The sequence below is a fragment of the Pseudomonas kitaguniensis genome, from assembly GCF_049199985.1.
Taxonomy (GTDB): domain Bacteria; phylum Pseudomonadota; class Gammaproteobacteria; order Pseudomonadales; family Pseudomonadaceae; genus Aquipseudomonas; species Aquipseudomonas kitaguniensis.
This window is the reverse complement of the sequence record NZ_JBLZPT010000008.1, coordinates 49,477-68,627: the sequence shown is the minus strand read 5'-3', so window position 1 is coordinate 68,627 and position 19,151 is coordinate 49,477. Positions and strand designations below refer to the sequence as shown.

The window sequence follows — 19,151 nt, the reverse complement described above, 5'->3', positions numbered from 1 at the left end:
GCGACGCTTAGAGCTGCCAGGAGCCAATATCGGCGTTCACGCCGTCGCCGTCAGGTTGCCCGTCTGCGCCGAGCGAGAAGATGTCGACTTCGCCGTTCGCGCCGGGGTTGAGGTAGTGGTAAGGATGACCCCAAGGGTCATTGGGCAGGCGTTCGAGGTACGCGCGCCAATTGCTGTTTTTCGCGTCCGCCGGGCGCTCAACCAGCACCTTGAGCCCTTGGTTCATGCTGGGGTAGGTGCCGTGGTCGAGGCGGTAGAGTTTCAATGCCTGCATCAGGCCGGCGACATCTTGCCTGGCCGCCGTGGCCCTGGCTTGATCGGGGCGGTCGAGTACTTTGGGCACGACCAGCGCCGCCAGAATGCCGAGAATCACCACCACTACCATGATCTCGATCAGGGTGAACCCCTGCTGACCACGGCCGCCTCCAGGCTGAAATTTGACGCGCGCGAAATCCATATCGACCATCCTTGGCTTGAACTCAATTCGGCGCGCAGTGTAACAAAAGCAAGAAAGTGTGTATTAAAAAAACTCAACCGCGCGCCGGGTAATTTGCCGGATGGCGAGTGTTATCCTGTGCGCCGGTCAACCGCAAAGAGTCACCCATGGAGCTGTCGCGCAAGGAGCAAGGTTTTACGTTGATCGAGGTGCTGGTGGCGCTGGCGATTATCGCCGTGGCGATGTCGGCGGCGGTGCGCGTTGCCGGCCTGATGACCCAAAGCAATGGGCTGCTGCGTGATCGCTCGATGGCGCTGCTGGCCGCACAAAGTCGGCTGGCGGAACTGCGTTTGGAAGGCAAACTGAAGCCCGGGCGCAAAGCCTTCGAGTGCGATCAAGGGCGCCTGCGGCTGCGCTGCGAACAAACTATCGCGCCCAGCGCCGACACACGACTGATGCGCGTCACGCTGCAGGTATCCGACAGCGAGCGCGAGGCGCCACCTTTGGCGCGGCTTGAGACGCTGCTCGGTCAACCACCGGAAAAGCCCGAATGAACCGGCTCAACGCCGTATCAATTGCGGCAACACGGGGGCGTCCGGCAGCGTGCTGACCTTGAATCGAGTCTGCTCGTTGCCGCGTTCAATCACCACGGCATCGCGCTCAATCGCCACCAGGCGCACGCCCTGGCTGAGCCGCTCACCCGCGAGAAAACCACGCGGCGGCGCGCCGTTGAGACTGAGGATCGCCACGGCGCCGTGCGCACCGGCCATCAGCCCCGAGACCTTGATGTCCACCTGCGCAGGCTGGTTGGAAAACCACTGCAATGCAGGCGTGTTGAGCGGCACCGCCGCGCTTTCGCGCTCGGCGACCGGCACTTGGCTGTCGGCCGGGTTAACCCACAGCGATGACCAGACCACCACGCCGGCCAGTGCTGCGAGCAGCGCCGCCGCCTGCACCGACTGCGTGATCGATAAGCGAAACGTAAATGCCAAGACCGAACCTCCCTGTTGTCCCGCCGCAGAGTCTACAGTACGGCGCGGCATCTTTAACCGCCGCAAACAGCCGAGACACGCAACACCGCTCGACAACGAAGGAACGTTGCCTCATGCACAAACACACGCAGCAGGGCTTTACCCTGATCGAACTGATGGTGGTGCTGGTCATCATCGGCATCGCCAGTGCGGCGATCAGCCTGAGCATCAAGCCCGACCCGGCGCACCTGTTGCGCCAGGACGCCAACCGCCTCGTGCAATTGCTGCAGATCGCCCAGGCTGAGGCCCAGGCCGACGGTCGCCCGATCGCCTGGCTGGCGGATAACCACGGGTTTCGCTTCAGCCGCCGCAATCAACAAGGCGCAGGTTTTGATCACTTCAAGACAGACCCGCAACTGCGCCCTCGCGCGTGGGACACGGCGGCGGTTCAGGTACGCGTCATCCCCACACAACGCGTGGTACTGAATGCCGAGTGGTTCGACACGCCGTTGCAACTGGAACTCTCGGACGGGCAAAACAGCCTGTCGGTAATGCGCACAGCGGCCGGCCAATTTCGAGTGATGAACGCACCATGAAAACCGCCCAACACGGCTTTACGCTGATTGAAGTGATGGTGGCGATCATGCTGATGGCCGTCGTCAGCCTGATTGCCTGGCGCGGCCTGGACGCGGTGACCCGCACCGACAGCCATTTGCAGGCCAGCACCGAGCAGACCGAACAAATACTGCGAACCTTGAACCAGTTGGAGCGCGACTTGGCGTTGCGTGCCAGCGTCGAATTACGCGCGCCAAACCTGACCGGCCAGGAGGCTGAACCCGCGCCAGTGCCCGCGGTGATCAGCGTACGCAGCGCCGACAATCAGCGCTTTCGCCTTGACGTGATCCGCAGCGCAGCCTCGGTTGACGGCCTGCAACGCGTGCGCTGGTGGCTGAAGGGCGAAACCCTGTATCGCGCAGCAGCACCTGCGCGCAGTCACTACCCATTGCCGGCGCCAAACGAGGGCGTGGCCGTACTCGACAAGGTCAGTGACCTGCAGGTGCGCGTTTGGGAACCCGGCCAGGGCTGGCGTCAACTCAGCGGCAATCGCAAAGACGAACCCTCTGGCCTGGAAATCAACCTGACCCGGCAAACGCTGCAGGGTGCCGAACACTATCGGCAAGTGATCGGCCCACTCGATTGAGCAAAGCGCGCGGCACGCCGACATCACGCACGGCTCCACACGCCTCACAACATGATTATTTATGATTATAAAAATAATCTAAATAACATAATTTAATAATTAGCTTATTCCAAAAAAGACCTTCACTCGGGTTTTTTATAGTAATACCTTCGCATCAGCCCTTGAAGCCAATCACCCTCGGCTGAAAACAGCCTGAACTTCCCTCACCGATAATGCTTTCGAAGCTGCACCCGTACCACGGGCCAGTGCCGGGCTTAATGGACTATTTCCGACATGCCAGACATTGCCACCGCGCTACCGAGCAAAAAGTTTCACCTGTCACTGTTAACCAGCTCACTGCTGCTCGCGGCGGCGCCGACGTATGCCAAGGCTGATGATACCCAGCTCAACACCGTCACGGTGATTTCCACTGGCTTGCGTGGCCAGGAACGCACCGTGGCCAACAGCCCGGCGCCGATTGACGTGATCAACAACGAACAACTGCTCAAGACCGGGCGCGCCGAGCTGTCCGAGGCGATTGCAAAACTGCTGCCCTCATTCAATTTCGGCACCAATATCGCAGGCTACAACTCGGTGACGCGCCCGCTGAGCAACCGCAGCCTCGGCCCGGCCTATACGCTGGTACTGGTGAATGGCAAACGCCGCCACAACGGTGCAACCGGCCAACGTGGCTCGATCGACAACAGCGGCGCGAATGCGGTGGACATCGACCTGATCCCGGTCAGTGCGGTCGACCACATCGAAGTGCTTAAAGACAGCGCTGCCGCACAGTACGGTTCGGACGCGGTGGCCGGGGTGATCAATATCATCCTCAAGTCCAGCGACAACGGCGGGCACCTGGAAACCAGCTACGGGCAGTTGTTTTCCGGCCAGGGCGAAACCATCAAGGTGGCCGGCGACCAGGGCTTTAAACTCGGTGAAAGCGGCTTTTTTCACTTTTCCGCCGATGCGCGCAAACGTGGCGAAGCGGCCTGGAACGACAAGGCCGACAGCAGCGTGCGCGCGTTCAACGACCCGGCCAGGGAGGCGGCATGGGACCGGGTTGCGATCAAAAACGGCGACCCCGACCTCAAAGCCTTCAACCTCGGCTATAACGCCGAGCTGCCGCTCGAAGACCTCACGCTGTATTCGTTTAGCACCTACGGCGAGCGCGATGCCGAGGCCGCCAATTACTTCCGCCTGCCGACCGGCAGCGCGGCGGTGCCGGAAGTGTTCCCGGACGGTTATTACCCGCTGAACAACATCAAGGACCGCGATTACCAGTTGCTGTTCGGCGGCAAGGGCTTGCTCGCCGAGTGGAACTGGGACCTCAGCACCACCTACGGGCGCAATAATGTTCACCACTCAAGCGACCTCAACATCAACCCGTCGCTGGGCACCGCGTCGCCGACCAAATTCGATAACCTCGCCACCTTCCGCTTTGAACAATGGGTGAATAACCTCGACTTCACGCGCCGCTACGACAGCCTGTTCAACCTGACCTCGCCGGTGCAGGTGTCGGCTGGCCTGGAACATCGTTGGGAGCATTTCAGCACCTTTGCCGGCGACCCCGAGGCCTACATCACCGGCACCTACCCTGCCGCCTCGGGCGCGCAGGCGGCGGTGACGATTCGCCCGGAGGACGAAGTCAGCCTGACCCGCAACAACTATGCGGGCTACCTGGACCTCGGGTTTGACTTGACCGAGCGCTGGTTTCTCGACGTGGCCGGCCGCGTCGAACATTACGACGATGATTCCGGCAACACCTTCGGGCTCAAGGTCAATTCGCGCTACGAACTCACCGACAGCGTGGCCGTGCGCGGCACCGTAGGCACCGGGTTTCGCGCGCCGTCGCTGACCCAGATTGGCTACACCGTGGCGGACAATCGGGTGGCCGTCGACGTGAATGGCAACGTGGTACCGGCCGTCACTCGCCTGACGCCTTCCGGCAGCAACCTCGCCAAAGCCCTGGGCGGTGATGACCTCAAGCCGCAAAAGTCACGCAACCTGGGCTTGGGTTTGACCTGGCAACCGGCGCCGCGCACCAGCATCACCGCCGACGCTTACCTGATCGACATTGATGACCGCATCGCGCTGACCAGCAACCTGTATGACCAAGGCAACGGCGTCATCAACGGCATTCTTGCCGCGCAAGGCATACCCACGGGTACGTGGGTCAACTATTACACCAACGCCTTCGACACCCGCACCCGCGGCCTCGATGTGGTTGCCGACCACACCACGCCGCTGGCGGCCTTCGGCGAGGTGCGCTGGAGCCTGGGCTTTAACTGGAACAAAACCACCGTCGAAGACAGCCGCGACACCCCGGCGGCGCTCGCCAGTTCCGGCGTAACCTTGGTCGGCCGTGACCGTGAGGGCGACCTGACTGAAGCCTCACCCAAGACCAAATGGATTCTGGGCGCCAACTGGAAGGTCGAGGACCTTGCGGTCAACCTGCAAACCAGCCGCTACGGCGCGGTCAAGACCTTGGCCGTCAACCCCGGCGGTGACCGCAGCTTCGGTGCCAAATGGATCACCGACCTCGACGTCAGCTACACCTTCGTCGATCACCTGACCGTCAGCGTCGGCGGCACCAACCTCTTCAACGTACGGCCCGACCGCCACGCGGTGTACAGCAACCTGGGCCTGGCGCCTTACGGCAACGCGCCGTTCTACCCCGGCGGCGGCTACTGGTACACCAAGCTCGCCTACGACTTCTGATCCACACCTTGCATGCACCCGAATCGCCACGAGGGCACCCCATTGAATACCTCCCGCTTGATGCGTCGTTTGCTGGCCCCTGGTGCGTTGGCGTTAAGCCTTGCCGCGTGCTCACCGTCGTCCACCGACACGGCCGCCAAGACCTTGAACATTGCGTTCTTCGGCGACAACACCACCTTGGTCAGCCTTGATCCGTTTCAGGTGTACTGGCTCGAACACCGCGTGTTGCTGCGCAATGTCGCCGAGTCGCTGACCGACCAGGACCCGGCCACGGGCAAGATCATTCCGTGGCTGGCCGAGCGTTGGGAGGTCAGTGACGATGCGCTGACCTACACCTTCCACCTGCGCAATAACGTGACCTTCAGCAACGGCGAGCGCTTTGATGCCAACGCGGTGAAAACCGCGTTCGACAGCGACAAGGCCTTTGCCGCCGAGTTGCCGGCGACGTTCGGCGCGACGTACCTGGCAGGTTATGACCACGCCGAAGTGGTCGATGATTTCACCGTCAAATTGGTGCTCGCCAAGCCCAACGCCGGGTTCCTGCAGGCCACGTCCACCACCAACCTGGCGATTTTGGCGCCCGCCTCGTACGCGCTGAGCGCCAAGCAGCGCTCGCTGGGCAAGATCATCGGCACCGGGCCATTTGTGCTGCAAAGCTACACGCCGGAAGTCGGCGCGCACCTGACCAAGCGCAAGGGGTATGCCTGGGCCTCGGCGAACATGCACAACCAGGGCGAAGCTCACGTTGATGCCGTGGACATCAGCTATATCCCCGAAGAGAGCGTGCGCAACGGCCTGTTCCTGCAAGGCAAGGCCGACATTCTGTGGCCGCGCAACCCGTTCTCGGAGGTTGACCTGAAACTGTTCCAGTCCAAAGGCGCGACCCTCCAGAGCCGCTCGCTGCCGGGACCGGCCTTGAACCTCTACCCCAACACCCGTGGCGACCGCCCGCTGGCCGACAAGCAAGTGCGCCTGGCGCTGCAAAAGGCTATCGACCGCACCAGTTACGCCAGCACCGTGTACAACGCCGAGTTCCCGGTGGTAGACGGCATCTTCGATGTGACCACGCCCTACTTCAAAAGCCAGGGCGGCAAGTTGGCATTTGACCCGGCAGGTGCAGAGCGCCTGCTCGATGAAGCCGGCTGGGCCAAAGGCGCCGACGGCTATCGGCAGAAGAACGGCAAGCGCCTCAGCCTCAGCTACAACATCAGCCCTGCGGAAACTGCCGGTGACGTGCTGCTTCAAGACCAACTGCGCAAGGTCGGTATCGAGCTCAAACTCAGCGTGGTGACACGCGCCGAATGGGTCGCCAACAACTCCGCCGGCAACTATGACCTGACAATCAACTACATGACCCGCGCCGACCCGATCATCCTGCAAACCATCCTGGATCCACGCACCGCCAACAGCTCGACCCTGGCGACCAACCTCTACGAACCGGCGGTGCTGGAAAAAGCCAAAGGCTTGTTCGATGCCGGTATCACCGCGACCCAAAGCCAACAGCGCGCGGCGGCTTACGGCGAGCTGCAAGACTTGCTGATTGATGAGGCCTCGGCGTTCCCGGTGTATGAGCGCGTGTGGCAGGCCGCGACGTCGGCCAAGGTGAAAAACTTCCGCTGGACCGCCGAAGGCTTCGCGCTGCTCGGTGACATCGAGATCGCTGCGCCATGAGCCGCTACCTGATCGGCCGTGTCGGCCAGGCGCTGTTGGTGTTATGGGGCGCCTACAGCATCACCTACTTCATCCTCTACCTGCTGCCGGGCGATACCTTGTCGATCATGCTCAGTGCCTCGGGCATGGAAGCCGATGCGCTGTCGCCCGCCGACCTGGCCAAGGCGCGGGCTTACTACGGCCTGGACAAAGGCCTGTTCGAGCAATACATCGACCTGCTGCTGGGCGCGTTGCGCGGTGACTTCGGGCAATCGCTTTCGCTGAATCGCCCGGTGGCCGAGCTGCTTGCCGAGCGCCTGCCGCAAACCTTGGCGTTGGCCGGGCTGGCCATCGGGCTGTCACTGGTCGGCGGCATCGGCCTGGCCTACCTGACCGCCTACATTCGCTGGCAGCCACTGAAAAAAGCACTGGCGCGCCTGCCGTCGCTGGGCTTTTCGGTGCCGGTATTCTGGATGGGCCTGCTGCTGATTCAAGTGTTTGCCTTTGGCCTTGGCTGGTTCCCCGCAACCGGCAGCCGAGGCATTGAAAGCCTGGTACTGCCAGCGATCACGCTGGCGATTCCGAGTGCCGCGGTCTACGCGCAGGTGCTGCAACGCAGTTTTCAGGGCGTGTGGAAAGAGTCTTACATCGTCACCGCCTACGCCAAGGGCCTCAGCCGTGGCCAAGTGCAGGCTCGCCACGGGTTCAAGAACGCCGCGCTGCCGATCCTCACGCTGATCGGTTTGCAGGTGGGCAATACGGTGTCCGGCGCGGTGCTGGTAGAAACCATTTTCGCCCGCTCCGGCATTGGCCGCCTGGCCCAGGAAGCGGTGCTGCGCCAGGACATTCCAGTGGTGCTGGCGATCGTCGCGGTGTCGGCGGCGGCATTTGTACTGGTGAACCTGCTGGTCGACCTGCTTTATCCGTGGCTCGACCCGCGCATCTCACACACGCCAAAGGTGTCTTAGACCATGACTGTTCTTGAGCAGAACCTCGGCCGTACCACCCTCCCCGCCAGCCCCGGCGTGTGGCGCCGGCGCAGTCGCCTGCAACGCGCAGCCTCAGTGGTATTGCCATTGTTGCGACGGCCGGGGTTTACCCTGGCGGCGCTGATCGTGTGTTTCGCACTGGTATCGGCCCTGGCGCCACAGTGGCTGAGCAGTTTCGACCCTTACGCCACCGCGCCCGCCGCCAAACTCACACCACCCAACCTGAGCCATTGGTTCGGCACCGATGAGCTGGGCCGCGACCTGTTTACCCGAGTGGTCTACGGCGCCAGCCTGTCGGTACTCGCAGCCTTCCTCGCGGTCGGTATCGCGCTGGTCGGCGGGCTCGGGCTGGGCATTTTGTCCGGGTTTGCCGGCGGGCGAATCGATGCGGTGATCATGCGTTTTGTCGACGTGCTGCTCGCCCTGCCCGGCCTGTTGTTGGCCCTGGCGATTGTCACAGCCATCGGCTTCGGCACTGTGCCGGTGGCCGTCGCCGTGGGCATCGGCATCATTCCGGGGTTCGCGCGCACCACCCGCGCCGAAGTCCTGCGGGTCAAAACCCTGCCCTACGTCGAAGCGGCGCGTTTGGGCGGCGCGAGCTGGGCGCGCACCTTGCTGCGGCACATCCTGCCCAACGCCTGGGGCCCGGTGGCGGTGCTGGCGACACTCGATTTCGGCGCCGCGATCCTCGCCACCGCGGGCCTGAGTTTTCTCGGTTTCGGCGCCGCACCGCCGGCAGCGGAATGGGGCACCTTGATCGCCAACGGCCGCCACTTTCTAATCACCGCGCCGTGGGTTTCGCTACTGCCCGGCCTGTTCCTGGTCGCTGTGGTGTTCAGCCTCAACCATATCGCCCGCACCTTTGAGGAGATTCAGCGATGAGCACGAGTAATCTGTTGGTCGATGTGCGTCAACTCAGCGTTACGTACCGCACCGGCGGCCACACCAACCAGGCCGTGCGGGCGTTGTCATTTTCGATTGCGCAAGGCGAAACGCTGGCGATTGTCGGCGAGTCCGGCTCAGGCAAATCAACGCTGGCGAATGCGATTCTCGGCCTGCTACCCGACACCGCGCAGATCAGCGCCGGCCAATTGTGGGTCGACGGCAACGACATCACGCAGGCCAACGAACGCCAGAAACGTGCGCTGCGCGGCCGCACCATCGGGCTGGTGCCGCAAGACCCAATGGTCAGCCTCAACCCGACTTTGCGCGTCGGCCAGCAAATTGCCGAAGCGCTGGTGCTGGCCAAGGGCAAGCGCTGCCCCGGCATCGATGCCGACATCGTTGAGTTGCTGCAACAGGTGGGCATCGACAAGCCAGTGCTGCGCGCCCGCCAATACCCGCATGAGCTCTCGGGCGGCATGCGCCAGCGCGTGCTGATCGCCATCGCGCTGGCCAGCAACCCACGCCTGATCATCGCCGACGAACCGACCAGCGCCTTGGACGTCACCGTGCAACGCAGGATCCTCGACCACTTGCAGCGCCTGGTCAGTGAACGCGGGATTTCCCTGTTGATCATCACCCATGACCTGGGCGTGGCCACCGACCGCGCCGACCGGGTGCTGGTGATGCAACACGGTCAAGTGGTCGAGCAAGGCCCGCCACGGCAGATTTTGGTGGCGCCGCAACACGACTACACCCGCGCGCTGATCGCCGCCGCGCCAGCGTTCGCCAAACGCCGCGAGCCGCGGGTCAACCTTGACCCGGCGCGCACGCCGATTCTGCGCCTGCAAAACCTCGGCAAGACGTTCGCGCTGCCCAAGGTCAAGGGCGAAGACGCAACGTTTGTGGCCCTGGAAGACCTCAACCTGCAGGTTTACCCCGGCCAAACCCTGGCCATCGTCGGCGAGTCCGGCTCGGGCAAGAGCACCGCGCTGCGTATTGCGTTGGGCCTGGAAAAACCGACTCACGGGCGGGTCTGGTTCGAACAACAGGACGTTACCGAGCTCAGTTGGCGCGAGTTCCGCCCGCTGCGCCAACGCCTGCAACTGGTGCAGCAAAACCCGTTCGCCGCGCTCGACCCACGCTTCAGCGTGTTTGACAGCATCGTTGAACCGCTGGTGTCGTTCGGGTTGCTCAAAGGCCCGGCCCTGGAACAGGCCGCGCGCGAGCTGATCAGCCGCGTGCACCTGCCGGTCAGTTACCTGGATCGCTTGCCGCGTGAACTCTCTGGCGGCCAGTGCCAACGCGTTGCCATTGCGCGGGCGCTGGCGTTGAAACCCGATCTGTTGCTGCTCGACGAGCCGGTGAGCGCTTTGGACGTGTCGGTACAGGCGCACATTCTCGACCTGCTGGAAGAGCTGCAACGCGAGATGGGCATTGCCTATGTGCTGGTGTCACACGACTTGTCGGTGGTCGCCAACTTCGCGCACGAGGTGCTGGTGTTGCGCAATGGCCGAGTGATCGAGCAGGGTTCGGTGGAGCAGATATTCAACCGGCCGGCCAGCGAATACACGCGTGAATTGATTGCCGCCATCCCTGGCCGGCACCTGGCGGCAAGCGCTGCGTAATCACACTGTTAGCGCTGGGCGTGTTTGACCTGCACTTCAGGCATCGCCGAGGAGTGATGGTTGAGGATTTTCCACTCGCCCGCCACCAGCTCGTAGATAAAGCTGTAGCGCGCCTGCACCTGGCGCGTCTGGCCGTTTGGCTCGGTCAGGGTGAACGTGTAGACCCCGCTGTCCATCGCCACGTTACTGCCCAGGCGGCGGATCTCACGGTAATTGATCTGGCCGACCGGCTTAAGCGTCAGGAAGTGCTCAAAGTAGTTTTCGATCTGCTCACGGGTGGTGCGCACCTGGTTCGACACGGTCGGCTGCAGCACTGCGTTCGGCGCATACAAGTCGACCACAGTGTCGACGTTACCGCTCTGCAACGCGCGGTTCCAGCGGTCAAACAACCCTGCAACCTCGCGGTCCTGCACATTCGCCGGTGCCTGGGCTACCTCGCGGTAGACATACGGTGCTGTCTCGGCGGCCTGAACAAACGGTACGCTCAATGCAAACAACAGCGCGATTGAAGTGGCTTTGAATTTCATTGCGTTGACTCCTGGGGTGGTCGTTGAGCCCACTTTGCCAACCTGCCCGCCCCCCGGCATCGGCCAACCGGAGTCATTTAACTATGCCATTTGGCAGATAGCGCCCAACCCGCCCGGCGAGGTTTAATAGCCTGCCTCGCGTCCGCGAGCCTGTGCCTGCACCGGAGCCTACGCATGCAAAACACGCCACACGACCCCGGTAGTGCCTTGGCTATCCGCGCGCACTATCGACAATCCGAAAGCCGCACCGCGCGTTTACGGCTGTTGGTCGACACCGGGCAGGCGCTCGCGCAATTGGCTCCAAACGCCATGCGCGAATGCGTGCTGGCGCGGGCGTGCGCGTTCCTCGCGATGGACCACGGGCTGATTCAGGAGTGGGACACCGAAGGCAGCGCCACGGCGACCGCGCACCATGGCAGCCAGGAGCGGCTGAGCAGCCTCGGCGCCATCGCCGACCGCAGCCTGCGCGCACCGTGCTGGCTGGAGCTGCCGGGAAGCGCCCTGCCCAGCGTATTGCAAGTGCCGTTGCGCGGCGGCGACGGCGCAGCCTTTGGCGTACTGGTGCTGGGCAACAGCGTGAGCTTGCGCGCGCCAGAGCATGAAGACAGTGAATCGTTGCAATTGCTCGCCACGCTGCTGGCCGCACACCTGGAAAACAATCGCTTGCTCGGCACCCTGCAAACGCGCGACAGAACGCTCTCCGACCTGGTTAACCGCTTGCTTCGCGCGCAGGAAGACGAGCGTAAACGCGTGGCCTACGACCTGCATGACGGCCTGGCGCAAACCCTCGCCGGGTTGCATCAACGCCTGCAAGGGTTTGCCGGCCGTTGCCCGACACTGCCGGGCACCCTCAACGCAGATTTACAGGCGATTCTGAGCCTCGCCCAGCACTCCGTCGGTGAAGGCCGGCAATTGATCGCCGGCTTGCGCCCGACCGTGCTGGATGACTTCGGTTTATTCAAAGCACTCGACAAAGAAGCCGACCGCCTGCGTGACGCTGGCGTCGGCGTGCAATGGACCCTCGCCTACGAGGGGCGTTTGCCCAGCCAGGTGGAAATCGCCTTGTTCAGAATCGGCCAGGAAGCGATCAACAATGTCCTCAAGCACGCGCAGGCCAGCCACGTGCAACTGGCCCTGCAACTGCACGACGACGAGGCCTCGCTGCGCGTCATCGACAACGGCCAAGGCTTTGCCCGCGACCAGCACCCCGGCACTGAAGACGCCCAGCACCTCGGCCTTGCCACCATGCACGAGCGCGCCAGCCTGCTCGGTGGGCGGCTCAGTTGCATCAGCGCGCTCGGTCGCGGCGCCCACCTGCACGCTCGCGTGCCTGCCCTTCTGAATGGAACAGCGCAATGAGCGGCGTATTACGCTTGGTACTGGCGGATGATCATGAAGTCACGCGCACCGGTTTCGTCGCGTTGCTGGCCGGTCATCCGCAGTTTGAAGTGGTCGGCCAGGCGCGCGATGGTCAGCAAGCGGTCGACCTTTGCGAGCAATTGTTGCCCGACATCGTGATCCTCGACATTCGTATGCCGGTGCTCAATGGCCTCGGCGCCGCGCGCCTGCTGCAACAACGCTTGCCGGCGATCAAGGTGGTGATATTCACCATGGACGACAGCGTCGATCACCTGGAAGCGGCGATGAGTGCCGGTGCGGTCGGCTACTTGCTCAAAGACGCCAGCCGCGATGAAGTGATTGGTGCGCTGCAACGCGTCGCTGCCGGTGAAGAAGCGCTGAACACGGCGGTCAGCGCGCGGCTGCTGCGGCGTATGACCGAGCGCAGCGCGGCGGGCGCTACACCGACTGAACATCTCACCCCACGCGAACGCCAGGTGCTTGGGCTGGTCGCGAACGGCAAAAGCAACCGCGAAATAGGCGAACAACTGGGCATCACCACCGGCACCGCTAAAGCCCATGTAGAACGAGTGATTGGCAAACTCGGTGCAGCCGACCGCACCCAGGCCGCCGTGCGTGGCATCGCGTTGGGCCTGGTGACGCAAGCATGAAGGTGTTTTACGCGAAACGCTGGGCCGACCTGCCCTTGCGCGGCAAGGCGCTGGTGGTGATTTCACTGCCGCTGGTGGTGCTGTTGTTGTCGCTGGTGCTGATCTACATCACCGAACGCCAAACCGCGCGCGCGGAAGAGGACGTGCGCCGCGTGCTGCGCGTGCAAGGCGATATTCGCGCCGTGCACACCCTGCTCGCCGAGGCGGCCGCCAGCGTGCGCGGCTACCTGCTGACGCGCCGCGAGGACTTCCTGCCGGGTTACCTCAATGCCAAGCCGCAGATTGAATCGGCCCTGCGCCGACTCGACCGCGAAGTTCGCGATTCGCGCGTGCGCGAACAGCTCGCGTTGATCACGCCACTGATCAACAACAAAATCGATGGGCTGGAAGACATGCTCAGCGACCCGACCACACCCGCTGAGACGCTTACGCAGATTCTGGTCAGCAACAAATACATCCTCGATGCCTTGCGCCAGCACATCGGCACCATGCTCACCCTTGAGGACTCGTTGCTCGCCGAGCGCACCTCGGCGGCGTCCGAAACTCGCCAGCGGCTGTTATTGTCGACCTGGCTGGCGGCCATCTGCGGCCTGTTTGGCGCGATTGTCGCGGTGCTGTTTCTGTCAAAGGGCATCGTCGCGCGGGTGCAACAGGTGCAAGGCAACGCGCAACGCCTGGCCCTCGGCCAACCGTTGCAGCCACAACCGCCGGAAAACGACGAAATTGGCCAGTTGGGCACACGCCTGGTGGAAGCCGGTGTGCTGTTGGCCGAGCGCGAGCGTGCGTTGCGCGAGAATGAAGAACGTTTGCGGCTGATCATCGACGGGGTCAAGGACTATGGCATTTTTGCGCTGGATACCGGTGGCCATGTCACCAGTTGGAATGCCGGTGCCGAACGGATCAAGGGCTACACCGAACAAGAAATCATCGGTCAGCATTTTTCGGTGTTCTACCTGCCGAATGAAAGCCCGCAACACCCGGCGATGGCGCTGGACGAAGCCACCCGCAACGGGCATTACATGGAAGAAGGCTGGCGCTGCCGCCAGGATGGCACGCGGTTCTGGGCCAGCGTGGTGATCACCGCGCAATTCGACGCGACGGGCGCCTTGCGCGGGTTCTCGAAGATCACCCGCGACATCACCGACCGGCGCGCAGCGGAGATCGCACTGGGCACCGCGCGCGAGGAAGCCGAACGCGCCAGCCGCGCGAAAAGCGAGTTTTTGTCACGCATGAGCCACGAGCTGCGCACCCCGCTCAATTCGATCCTGGGCTTTGCGCAACTGCTGGAGATGGACTCGGCAGCGGGGCAAAAAGCCCACGTCGGTCACATCCTGCGCGCCGGCCAGCACCTGCTGACGTTGATCAATGAAGTCCTCGACATTGCCAAGATCGAGGCCGGACGCCTGCCGCTGAACATTCAACCGATGCCGCTGGCGGGCACGCTGCAAGAGGCCCTGGCGCTGGTCTCACCGATGGCCGCCGACGCGGGTATTCAGTTGCAGCCGCTGCCACCCCTGGCGGCGCACCTCGGCATCGTTGCCGACCGGCAACGCCTGACCCAAGTGCTGCTTAACTTGCTGTCGAACGCGATCAAATACAACCGGCCTCAAGGTCAGGTCAGCATTGAAGTCACACTGGCGGAGCAGCGCATCCAGGTGGCCGTGTGCGACACCGGCAAGGGCATCGCCGCCGACAAGCTCGGGCAACTGTTCAAGCCGTTCGAACGCCTCGGCGCCGACCCGAATGTAGAAGGCAGCGGCCTCGGCCTGGCGCTGAGTAAAAGCCTGCTGGAAAAAATGCACGGCCAGCTCAGCGTGCACAGCCAACAGGGCATCGGCTCACGCTTCAGCCTCGAACTGCCGTTCGTGCACGTGCAGGCACCGCATGGGCTGGCGGCTGCCGTGGTAGAGATGCCGTCGACAACGCCGGCCGTGGCGGCGCCCGCGATTCACGGCAAGGTGCTGTATATCGAAGACAACCTCTCCAGCCTGGCGCTGATCGAAACCCTGCTGCAGCGCCGGCCAGGGATAAAACTGCTGTCGAGCATGCAAGGCCAACTCGGCCTGGACCTGGCCGCACAGCATGCGCCACAACTGATTCTGCTCGACGTGTCACTGCCCGACATCGACGGCTTGACCGTTCTGCAGCGTTTGCGCAGGTTGACGATCACCCACGCCACACCGGTGCTGATGATCACCGCCGACGCCAGCGACGTCACCCGCGAGGCGTTGCACAACGCGGGCGCGACCGCCGTATTGAACAAGCCAATTAACGTGCCCGCGTTTCTCGCCCACCTCGACCAGTATTTTCCGGAGCCTGTGTGAACCTCGACCTGCGCATTCTGATCATCGACGACCAACGCCCGAACCTCGACCTGGTGGAGCAACTGCTGGCACGCGAGGGCCTGACCAACGTACTGAGCAGCACCGAGCCGTTGCGCACCCTGGAACTGTTCAACAGCTTCGAACCGGACTTGGTGATTCTCGACCTGCACATGCCGGAACTCGACGGCTTTGCGGTGCTGGAGCAACTCAACCGGCGCATCCCCAACGGCGAGTACCTGCCGATTCTGGTGCTGACCGCCGACGCCACCCGCGACACGCGCCTGCGCGCGCTGGCACTCGGCGCGCGGGACTTCATCAGCAAACCGCTGGACGCGCTGGAAACCATGCTGCGCGTGTGGAACCTGCTGGAAACCCGCGTGCTCTACAAAACCCTGCGCACGCTGGTGCCGGCCGATCAGATCGAGCTGTTGCACCGGCGCGGGGCAGCGCCTGCGCAAACAGCGATTATCCGTCGTTGCTAGCAGGCACGGCTTGCCTGAGCAGGGCAATGTCAGCGACAGCCTATCTTGAGCTGATAGCTACATCATCGCCAAGGCGGTCACATGGAAAACTCCGGGCTATCTTGGTCTAGGTCCTTTTTGTGTTTTTTTTTAGAAACCTCCAGTTGTTTTTTTGCAGACTGGTATTGCTCGCGCACCCGCAACTGCAGGGCCATGGCGAAGGGTTCATCCTCGATCGCCACCACGAACAACCGCAGCGGAAGCTCGCCTGTCTCGCCGCTGCCGAGGATGCGCATTGCGTCGTCAACGGTGTCGAACGGTTCGCCTACGTTTGAGGCGGCATTGCACAAGCCAAAGCTGATAAAGCTGGCCCAGTCGCAACCCGTGGTGCGCACATCCAAATGAAGTGAGGCGGCGTCTGGCTGCCTGTTGCTATCAAGGATGAGTTGCTGCAATGCCTGCGCGGAACTTACCGTCGGCACGGGTGAGTCGAACCGAAAGTCAGGCGACTCGTGATAGAACAGGTAGTAACCCGCTCGCGGCAGTTTGGAAAGCTTGGGCAGTTGCGCCTTCTCGCTGCCGATGTTCGCTGCCCAGTCCTTGGCGCGCTTGGCTTGCAGCAGCACCGCTTTGCGGCACACCAACCCGCCGATGTTGAGGCAGATGATCACCCCGATGTCGGCCCCCAAGCGGGACTCTTCCGGGGTGCCGGCCAAACCCAGAGTGCCCATGTAGGACTGCGACGCCGGGTAGCCGAATAGCGGAATATGCTGGAAAGCGAAGCCAGACAGTGCGTCTTCGACATAGCCGCTGAACCGGCCGTTCAGGGGGTCTTCCATGGCGACGGCACTGGCCAAATAGTCCGCCATTTTTTGTTGGCACTGGAACATCGCCCAGTAAATCGACCAAAGTGCATCAACAGCGTAGTGCTCAGGCGATGCCGCCAGCGTGGTCAGCAACTGCCATTGATCAGCGCTGTGCAGACCGCCAAGCAATTGATCTGAACACGCCGCTTTCAAGTTGGGCGCTGCCAGCTTGGCACTGGCTTCTACGATAGCCGGGAAGCTGCCGGTGATCGGTACGCCGTGATGCCTGGAATAGGCTCGCGTGCGAATGTCCAGAGCCTGGTTGTGCAGGCGTGCGTAAACCGCTGCATCCGGCCGCCGCTGAAAGGCCAATTTAGCCAGGCACTCGCGCGCCGCGCTGAATTTTGCTTCGCGTATCGCCCGGTCGATGCGCATGAGCTTGTCGCCAAAATCCGCCGCCAGCCAGCCCTCGCCGCGCGCCGCCGCCAATGCGGGGGCCGCTTGCGTGGACAACTCACTCAGTGCGCGATGAAACTGAGTGAGTGTGTCCAACGTGATGTTCAGTTTGGCTTTTTCCGCGTGCTGGTCGGCCACGTGTTGATTATGGGCGGCGATCTGGCTGTCGCGCGCGGCCTGAGTCGCAGGCTCATCGTAGGCAAGCGTCGCCTGTTGATGGTCGTGCCTGGCCTGATCGAGTTCGCCGCTGGCATGATAGGTATCAAATGGGCTCAGCAACCAACCCAAGCCATGGCCCTCTTTCTTGTGCTGGTCGTAGCGTTGCTGGCACGTGTGAAGGTGCTCGCGGGTTTGCCTCAGCGCCTCAGTGCGTTCCTCGCTCGCGTCACGCGTTTTCATCTTATTAATCTGCGCAATCCGCGACCGGGTCTGAGTGATTCGCGCGGAGCAATCGCTCAGAGTCTTTGCGAGAAGCTCGCACAGGTCGCAACCCAGTGTGGCGATACCATGACGGTCAGTGGCGTGCAGCGGGGTCATCAACGACTTCCTTGGTCTATTAATGCGGCGGTGATCGAACCTGCCGCCGAGAGGGCTTTGCAAACGAATTTTGCCGTGGCCACACCGCCGCTCACAAGTGGCAATTTTCGCAACCGCTGGTTTAAAAGCCCGATACTTGCGCTTATCGCAACAGTCCTTTGCCATCAAGCGTATTGATAGCTCCCTAACGAAACCCGCATTCTAGAGGGCTAATCTCGCGCTTATATCATTCCGAATGATAGTTACCTTTGCCTCATTCGATTCGTGACACAGCACCTCGCCGCGCATGATCCGCCCATCTTAAATACATTGGCGGATGCACCCATGGAACACTCACTCAAACATTTGCGCTTCCCCCTGGCGATATTGGCCGTGGTGGTGATGAGCGCGTGCGGCAAGACCCCGGATCAAGCGGCCGCCATGCCGGCACCAAAAGTCAGCGTGGCCAAAGTGCTCGAACAACCGGTCAACGAGTGGGACGAGTTCACCGGGCGCCTCGAAGCCCCCGAAACCGTGCAGATTCGTCCACGGGTCTCTGGCCAGATTGACCAAGTCGCTTTTACCGAAGGCGCTTTGGTCAAGAAGGGCGACCTGTTGTTCCAGATCGACCCACGCCCATTCCAGGCTGAAGTACGTCGCCTTGAAGCGCAGTTGCAACAAACCCGCGCCGCCGCCAGCCGCAGCGATAACGAAGCGCAACGCGGCGACCGCCTGCGCCAGAGCAACGCGATTTCCGCCGAACTGGCTGACTCGCGCACCACCGCCGCCCAGGAAGCCCGCGCCGCAGTGGCCGGCATTCAGGCGCAGTTGGACCTGGCCAAGCTGAACCTGAGTTTCACCCGTGTGGCCTCGCCGATCAGCGGGCGCGTCAGCCGTGCCGAAATCACCGCCGGCAACCTGGTCACCGCCGATGTCACGGCGCTGACCAGCGTGGTCTCCACCGACAAGGTTTACGCCTACTTCGACGCCGATGAGCGTGTGTACCTCAAGTACACCGAGCTGGCCCGCCAAGGCCGCCGTGGTGCTACCACGCCGGTTTACCTGGGCCTGTCGAATGAAACCGGCAACCCGCACTTGGGCCAGATGAATTTCGTCGACAACCAGGTCAACCCGGCCACCGGCACCATCCGTGGTCGCGCGGTGTTCGATAACAGCAAAGGCGAATACACGCCGGGCCTGTATGCCCGCCTCAAACTGGTCGGCAGCGGCACCTACTCCGCCGTGCTGATCAATGACGAAGCGGTCGGTACTGACCTTGGCAAAAAATTCGTACTGGTGATGGACGGCGACAAGCCGGCTTATCGCGCGGTGGAACTGGGGCCGAAGATCGAAGGGTTGCGCATCGTGCGCAGCGGCCTGAATAAAGACGACACGATTATCGTCAAGGGCCTGCAGCGTGCTCGCCCTGGGTCGCCGGTCGCCCCGGAAACCATCCCGATGGCCAGCAAGGAAACCCTGGCGGCCTTGGCCCAACAACGACAAGCACTTGAAGCCAGCAACGTGGAGCAAGTGGCGCCGGATAAAACCGCGCCAAAACTTGCGAGCAGCGCGACTCCACGCGGTTAAGGGATACA

17 protein-coding genes are annotated in these 19,151 nt (G+C 62.6%); 13 read left to right on the top strand and 4 right to left on the bottom strand.

Annotated elements, in window-relative coordinates:
* Positions 1-7: 7 nt before the first annotated feature.
* The gene (gene gspG / locus ACOZK9_RS12795) at positions 8-457 is read right to left on the bottom strand and encodes a type II secretion system major pseudopilin GspG (protein ID WP_058414609.1); all 450 of its coding nucleotides are present in this window, start codon (positions 455-457) and stop codon (positions 8-10) included.
* A 146-nt stretch (positions 458-603) separates the two neighbouring features.
* Between gspG and gspI the strand changes: the two genes are divergently transcribed.
* Complete coding sequence (gene gspI, locus ACOZK9_RS12790; protein ID WP_058414610.1) at positions 604-990, top strand: type II secretion system minor pseudopilin GspI; 387 nt, start codon at positions 604-606, stop codon at positions 988-990.
* Between the two features lie 6 nt (positions 991-996).
* Here the strand turns inward: gspI and ACOZK9_RS12785 are convergent, their stop codons facing one another.
* On the bottom strand, positions 997-1,428 hold the full coding sequence (locus ACOZK9_RS12785; protein WP_058414611.1) for a hypothetical protein: 432 nt from the start codon (positions 1,426-1,428) through the stop codon (positions 997-999).
* 113 nt (positions 1,429-1,541) lie between these two features.
* On the opposite strand from ACOZK9_RS12785, the gene gspH reads away from it, so the two are divergent.
* From gspH to ACOZK9_RS12750, 7 genes are all read left to right on the top strand, one after another.
* Positions 1,542-2,003 carry a type II secretion system minor pseudopilin GspH gene (gspH, locus tag ACOZK9_RS12780; RefSeq protein WP_152750508.1) on the top strand — a complete coding sequence of 154 codons (462 nt, stop codon included), beginning with the start codon at positions 1,542-1,544 and terminating at the stop codon, positions 2,001-2,003.
* Positions 2,000-2,608, top strand: a complete 609-nt coding sequence (locus ACOZK9_RS12775; protein WP_152750506.1) for a prepilin-type N-terminal cleavage/methylation domain-containing protein — start codon at positions 2,000-2,002, stop codon at positions 2,606-2,608. The genes gspH and ACOZK9_RS12775 overlap by 4 nt, the downstream gene beginning before the upstream one ends.
* A gap of 273 nt (positions 2,609-2,881) precedes the next feature.
* Positions 2,882-5,308 (top strand): TonB-dependent receptor plug domain-containing protein, encoded by a 2,427-nt coding sequence (locus ACOZK9_RS12770; RefSeq protein ID WP_421555956.1) that lies wholly within the window; start codon positions 2,882-2,884, stop codon positions 5,306-5,308.
* Between the two features lie 60 nt (positions 5,309-5,368).
* Positions 5,369-6,979 carry an ABC transporter substrate-binding protein gene (locus tag ACOZK9_RS12765; protein WP_421555986.1) on the top strand — a complete coding sequence of 537 codons (1,611 nt, stop codon included), beginning with the start codon at positions 5,369-5,371 and terminating at the stop codon, positions 6,977-6,979.
* Entirely contained in the window at positions 6,976-7,926 is a 951-nt protein-coding gene (locus ACOZK9_RS12760) for an ABC transporter permease (protein WP_421555955.1), read from the top strand. The genes ACOZK9_RS12765 and ACOZK9_RS12760 overlap by 4 nt, the downstream gene beginning before the upstream one ends.
* A gap of 3 nt (positions 7,927-7,929) precedes the next feature.
* Complete coding sequence (locus ACOZK9_RS12755) at positions 7,930-8,829, top strand: ABC transporter permease (protein WP_058414617.1); 900 nt, start codon at positions 7,930-7,932, stop codon at positions 8,827-8,829.
* Positions 8,826-10,457: a dipeptide ABC transporter ATP-binding protein gene (locus ACOZK9_RS12750; RefSeq protein ID WP_421555954.1), complete on the top strand. Its 1,632-nt coding sequence runs from the start codon at positions 8,826-8,828 to the stop codon at positions 10,455-10,457. Before ACOZK9_RS12755 ends, ACOZK9_RS12750 begins: the two co-directional genes overlap by 4 nt.
* An 8-nt stretch (positions 10,458-10,465) precedes the next feature.
* Here ACOZK9_RS12750 and ACOZK9_RS12745 read toward each other — a convergent pair whose 3' ends face one another.
* Positions 10,466-10,984 (bottom strand): SgcJ/EcaC family oxidoreductase, encoded by a 519-nt coding sequence (locus ACOZK9_RS12745; RefSeq protein ID WP_152747849.1) that lies wholly within the window; start codon positions 10,982-10,984, stop codon positions 10,466-10,468.
* A 174-nt stretch (positions 10,985-11,158) separates the two neighbouring features.
* On the opposite strand from ACOZK9_RS12745, the gene ACOZK9_RS12740 reads away from it, so the two are divergent.
* The 4 genes from ACOZK9_RS12740 to ACOZK9_RS12725 are packed head-to-tail and all read left to right on the top strand — an operon-like array spanning position 11,159 to position 15,799.
* The gene (locus ACOZK9_RS12740; protein ID WP_421555953.1) at positions 11,159-12,343 is read left to right on the top strand and encodes a sensor histidine kinase; all 1,185 of its coding nucleotides are present in this window, start codon (positions 11,159-11,161) and stop codon (positions 12,341-12,343) included.
* Positions 12,340-12,993, top strand: coding sequence for a response regulator (locus ACOZK9_RS12735; RefSeq protein WP_421555952.1), 654 nt, complete (start codon positions 12,340-12,342; stop codon positions 12,991-12,993). Before ACOZK9_RS12740 ends, ACOZK9_RS12735 begins: the two co-directional genes overlap by 4 nt.
* Positions 12,990-15,317 carry an ATP-binding protein gene (locus tag ACOZK9_RS12730; protein WP_421555951.1) on the top strand — a complete coding sequence of 776 codons (2,328 nt, stop codon included), beginning with the start codon at positions 12,990-12,992 and terminating at the stop codon, positions 15,315-15,317. The genes ACOZK9_RS12735 and ACOZK9_RS12730 overlap by 4 nt, the downstream gene beginning before the upstream one ends.
* Positions 15,314-15,799 (top strand): response regulator, encoded by a 486-nt coding sequence (locus tag ACOZK9_RS12725; protein ID WP_058414623.1) that lies wholly within the window; start codon positions 15,314-15,316, stop codon positions 15,797-15,799. The genes ACOZK9_RS12730 and ACOZK9_RS12725 overlap by 4 nt, the downstream gene beginning before the upstream one ends.
* Positions 15,800-15,876: 77 nt before the next feature.
* On the opposite strand, the gene ACOZK9_RS12720 is transcribed toward ACOZK9_RS12725, so the two are convergent.
* A complete protein-coding gene (locus ACOZK9_RS12720) occupies positions 15,877-17,439 on the bottom strand; it encodes a hypothetical protein (RefSeq protein WP_421555950.1) in 1,563 nt (520 codons plus the stop codon).
* 462 nt (positions 17,440-17,901) lie between these two features.
* Between ACOZK9_RS12720 and mexE the strand changes: the two genes are divergently transcribed.
* Entirely contained in the window at positions 17,902-19,143 is a 1,242-nt protein-coding gene (mexE, locus tag ACOZK9_RS12715; protein ID WP_058414625.1) for a multidrug efflux RND transporter periplasmic adaptor subunit MexE, read from the top strand.
* Positions 19,144-19,151 lie beyond the last annotated feature (8 nt).

What these genes read in the sequence shown, in the direction of transcription:
- ACOZK9_RS12775 (WP_152750506.1), top strand. Translation starts at nt 2,000, where the DNA reads ATGAAAACCGCCCAACACGGCTTTACGCTGATTGAAGTGATGGTGGCG.
- ACOZK9_RS12770 (WP_421555956.1), top strand. Translation starts at nt 2,882, where the DNA reads ATGCCAGACATTGCCACCGCGCTACCGAGCAAAAAGTTTCACCTGTCA.
- ACOZK9_RS12765 (WP_421555986.1), top strand. Translation starts at nt 5,369, where the DNA reads ATGCGTCGTTTGCTGGCCCCTGGTGCGTTGGCGTTAAGCCTTGCCGCG.
- ACOZK9_RS12740 (WP_421555953.1), top strand. Translation starts at nt 11,159, where the DNA reads ATGCAAAACACGCCACACGACCCCGGTAGTGCCTTGGCTATCCGCGCG.
- ACOZK9_RS12745 (WP_152747849.1), bottom strand. Translation starts at nt 10,984, where the DNA reads ATGAAATTCAAAGCCACTTCAATCGCGCTGTTGTTTGCATTGAGCGTA.
- ACOZK9_RS12730 (WP_421555951.1), top strand. Translation starts at nt 12,990, where the DNA reads ATGAAGGTGTTTTACGCGAAACGCTGGGCCGACCTGCCCTTGCGCGGC.
- ACOZK9_RS12750 (WP_421555954.1), top strand. Translation starts at nt 8,826, where the DNA reads ATGAGCACGAGTAATCTGTTGGTCGATGTGCGTCAACTCAGCGTTACG.
- ACOZK9_RS12720 (WP_421555950.1), bottom strand. Translation starts at nt 17,439, where the DNA reads ATGAAAACGCGTGACGCGAGCGAGGAACGCACTGAGGCGCTGAGGCAA.
- gspG (WP_058414609.1), bottom strand. Translation starts at nt 457, where the DNA reads ATGGATTTCGCGCGCGTCAAATTTCAGCCTGGAGGCGGCCGTGGTCAG.
- ACOZK9_RS12760 (WP_421555955.1), top strand. Translation starts at nt 6,976, where the DNA reads ATGAGCCGCTACCTGATCGGCCGTGTCGGCCAGGCGCTGTTGGTGTTA.
- gspH (WP_152750508.1), top strand. Translation starts at nt 1,542, where the DNA reads ATGCACAAACACACGCAGCAGGGCTTTACCCTGATCGAACTGATGGTG.
- ACOZK9_RS12755 (WP_058414617.1), top strand. Translation starts at nt 7,930, where the DNA reads ATGACTGTTCTTGAGCAGAACCTCGGCCGTACCACCCTCCCCGCCAGC.
- gspI (WP_058414610.1), top strand. Translation starts at nt 604, where the DNA reads ATGGAGCTGTCGCGCAAGGAGCAAGGTTTTACGTTGATCGAGGTGCTG.
- ACOZK9_RS12735 (WP_421555952.1), top strand. Translation starts at nt 12,340, where the DNA reads ATGAGCGGCGTATTACGCTTGGTACTGGCGGATGATCATGAAGTCACG.
- mexE (WP_058414625.1), top strand. Translation starts at nt 17,902, where the DNA reads ATGGAACACTCACTCAAACATTTGCGCTTCCCCCTGGCGATATTGGCC.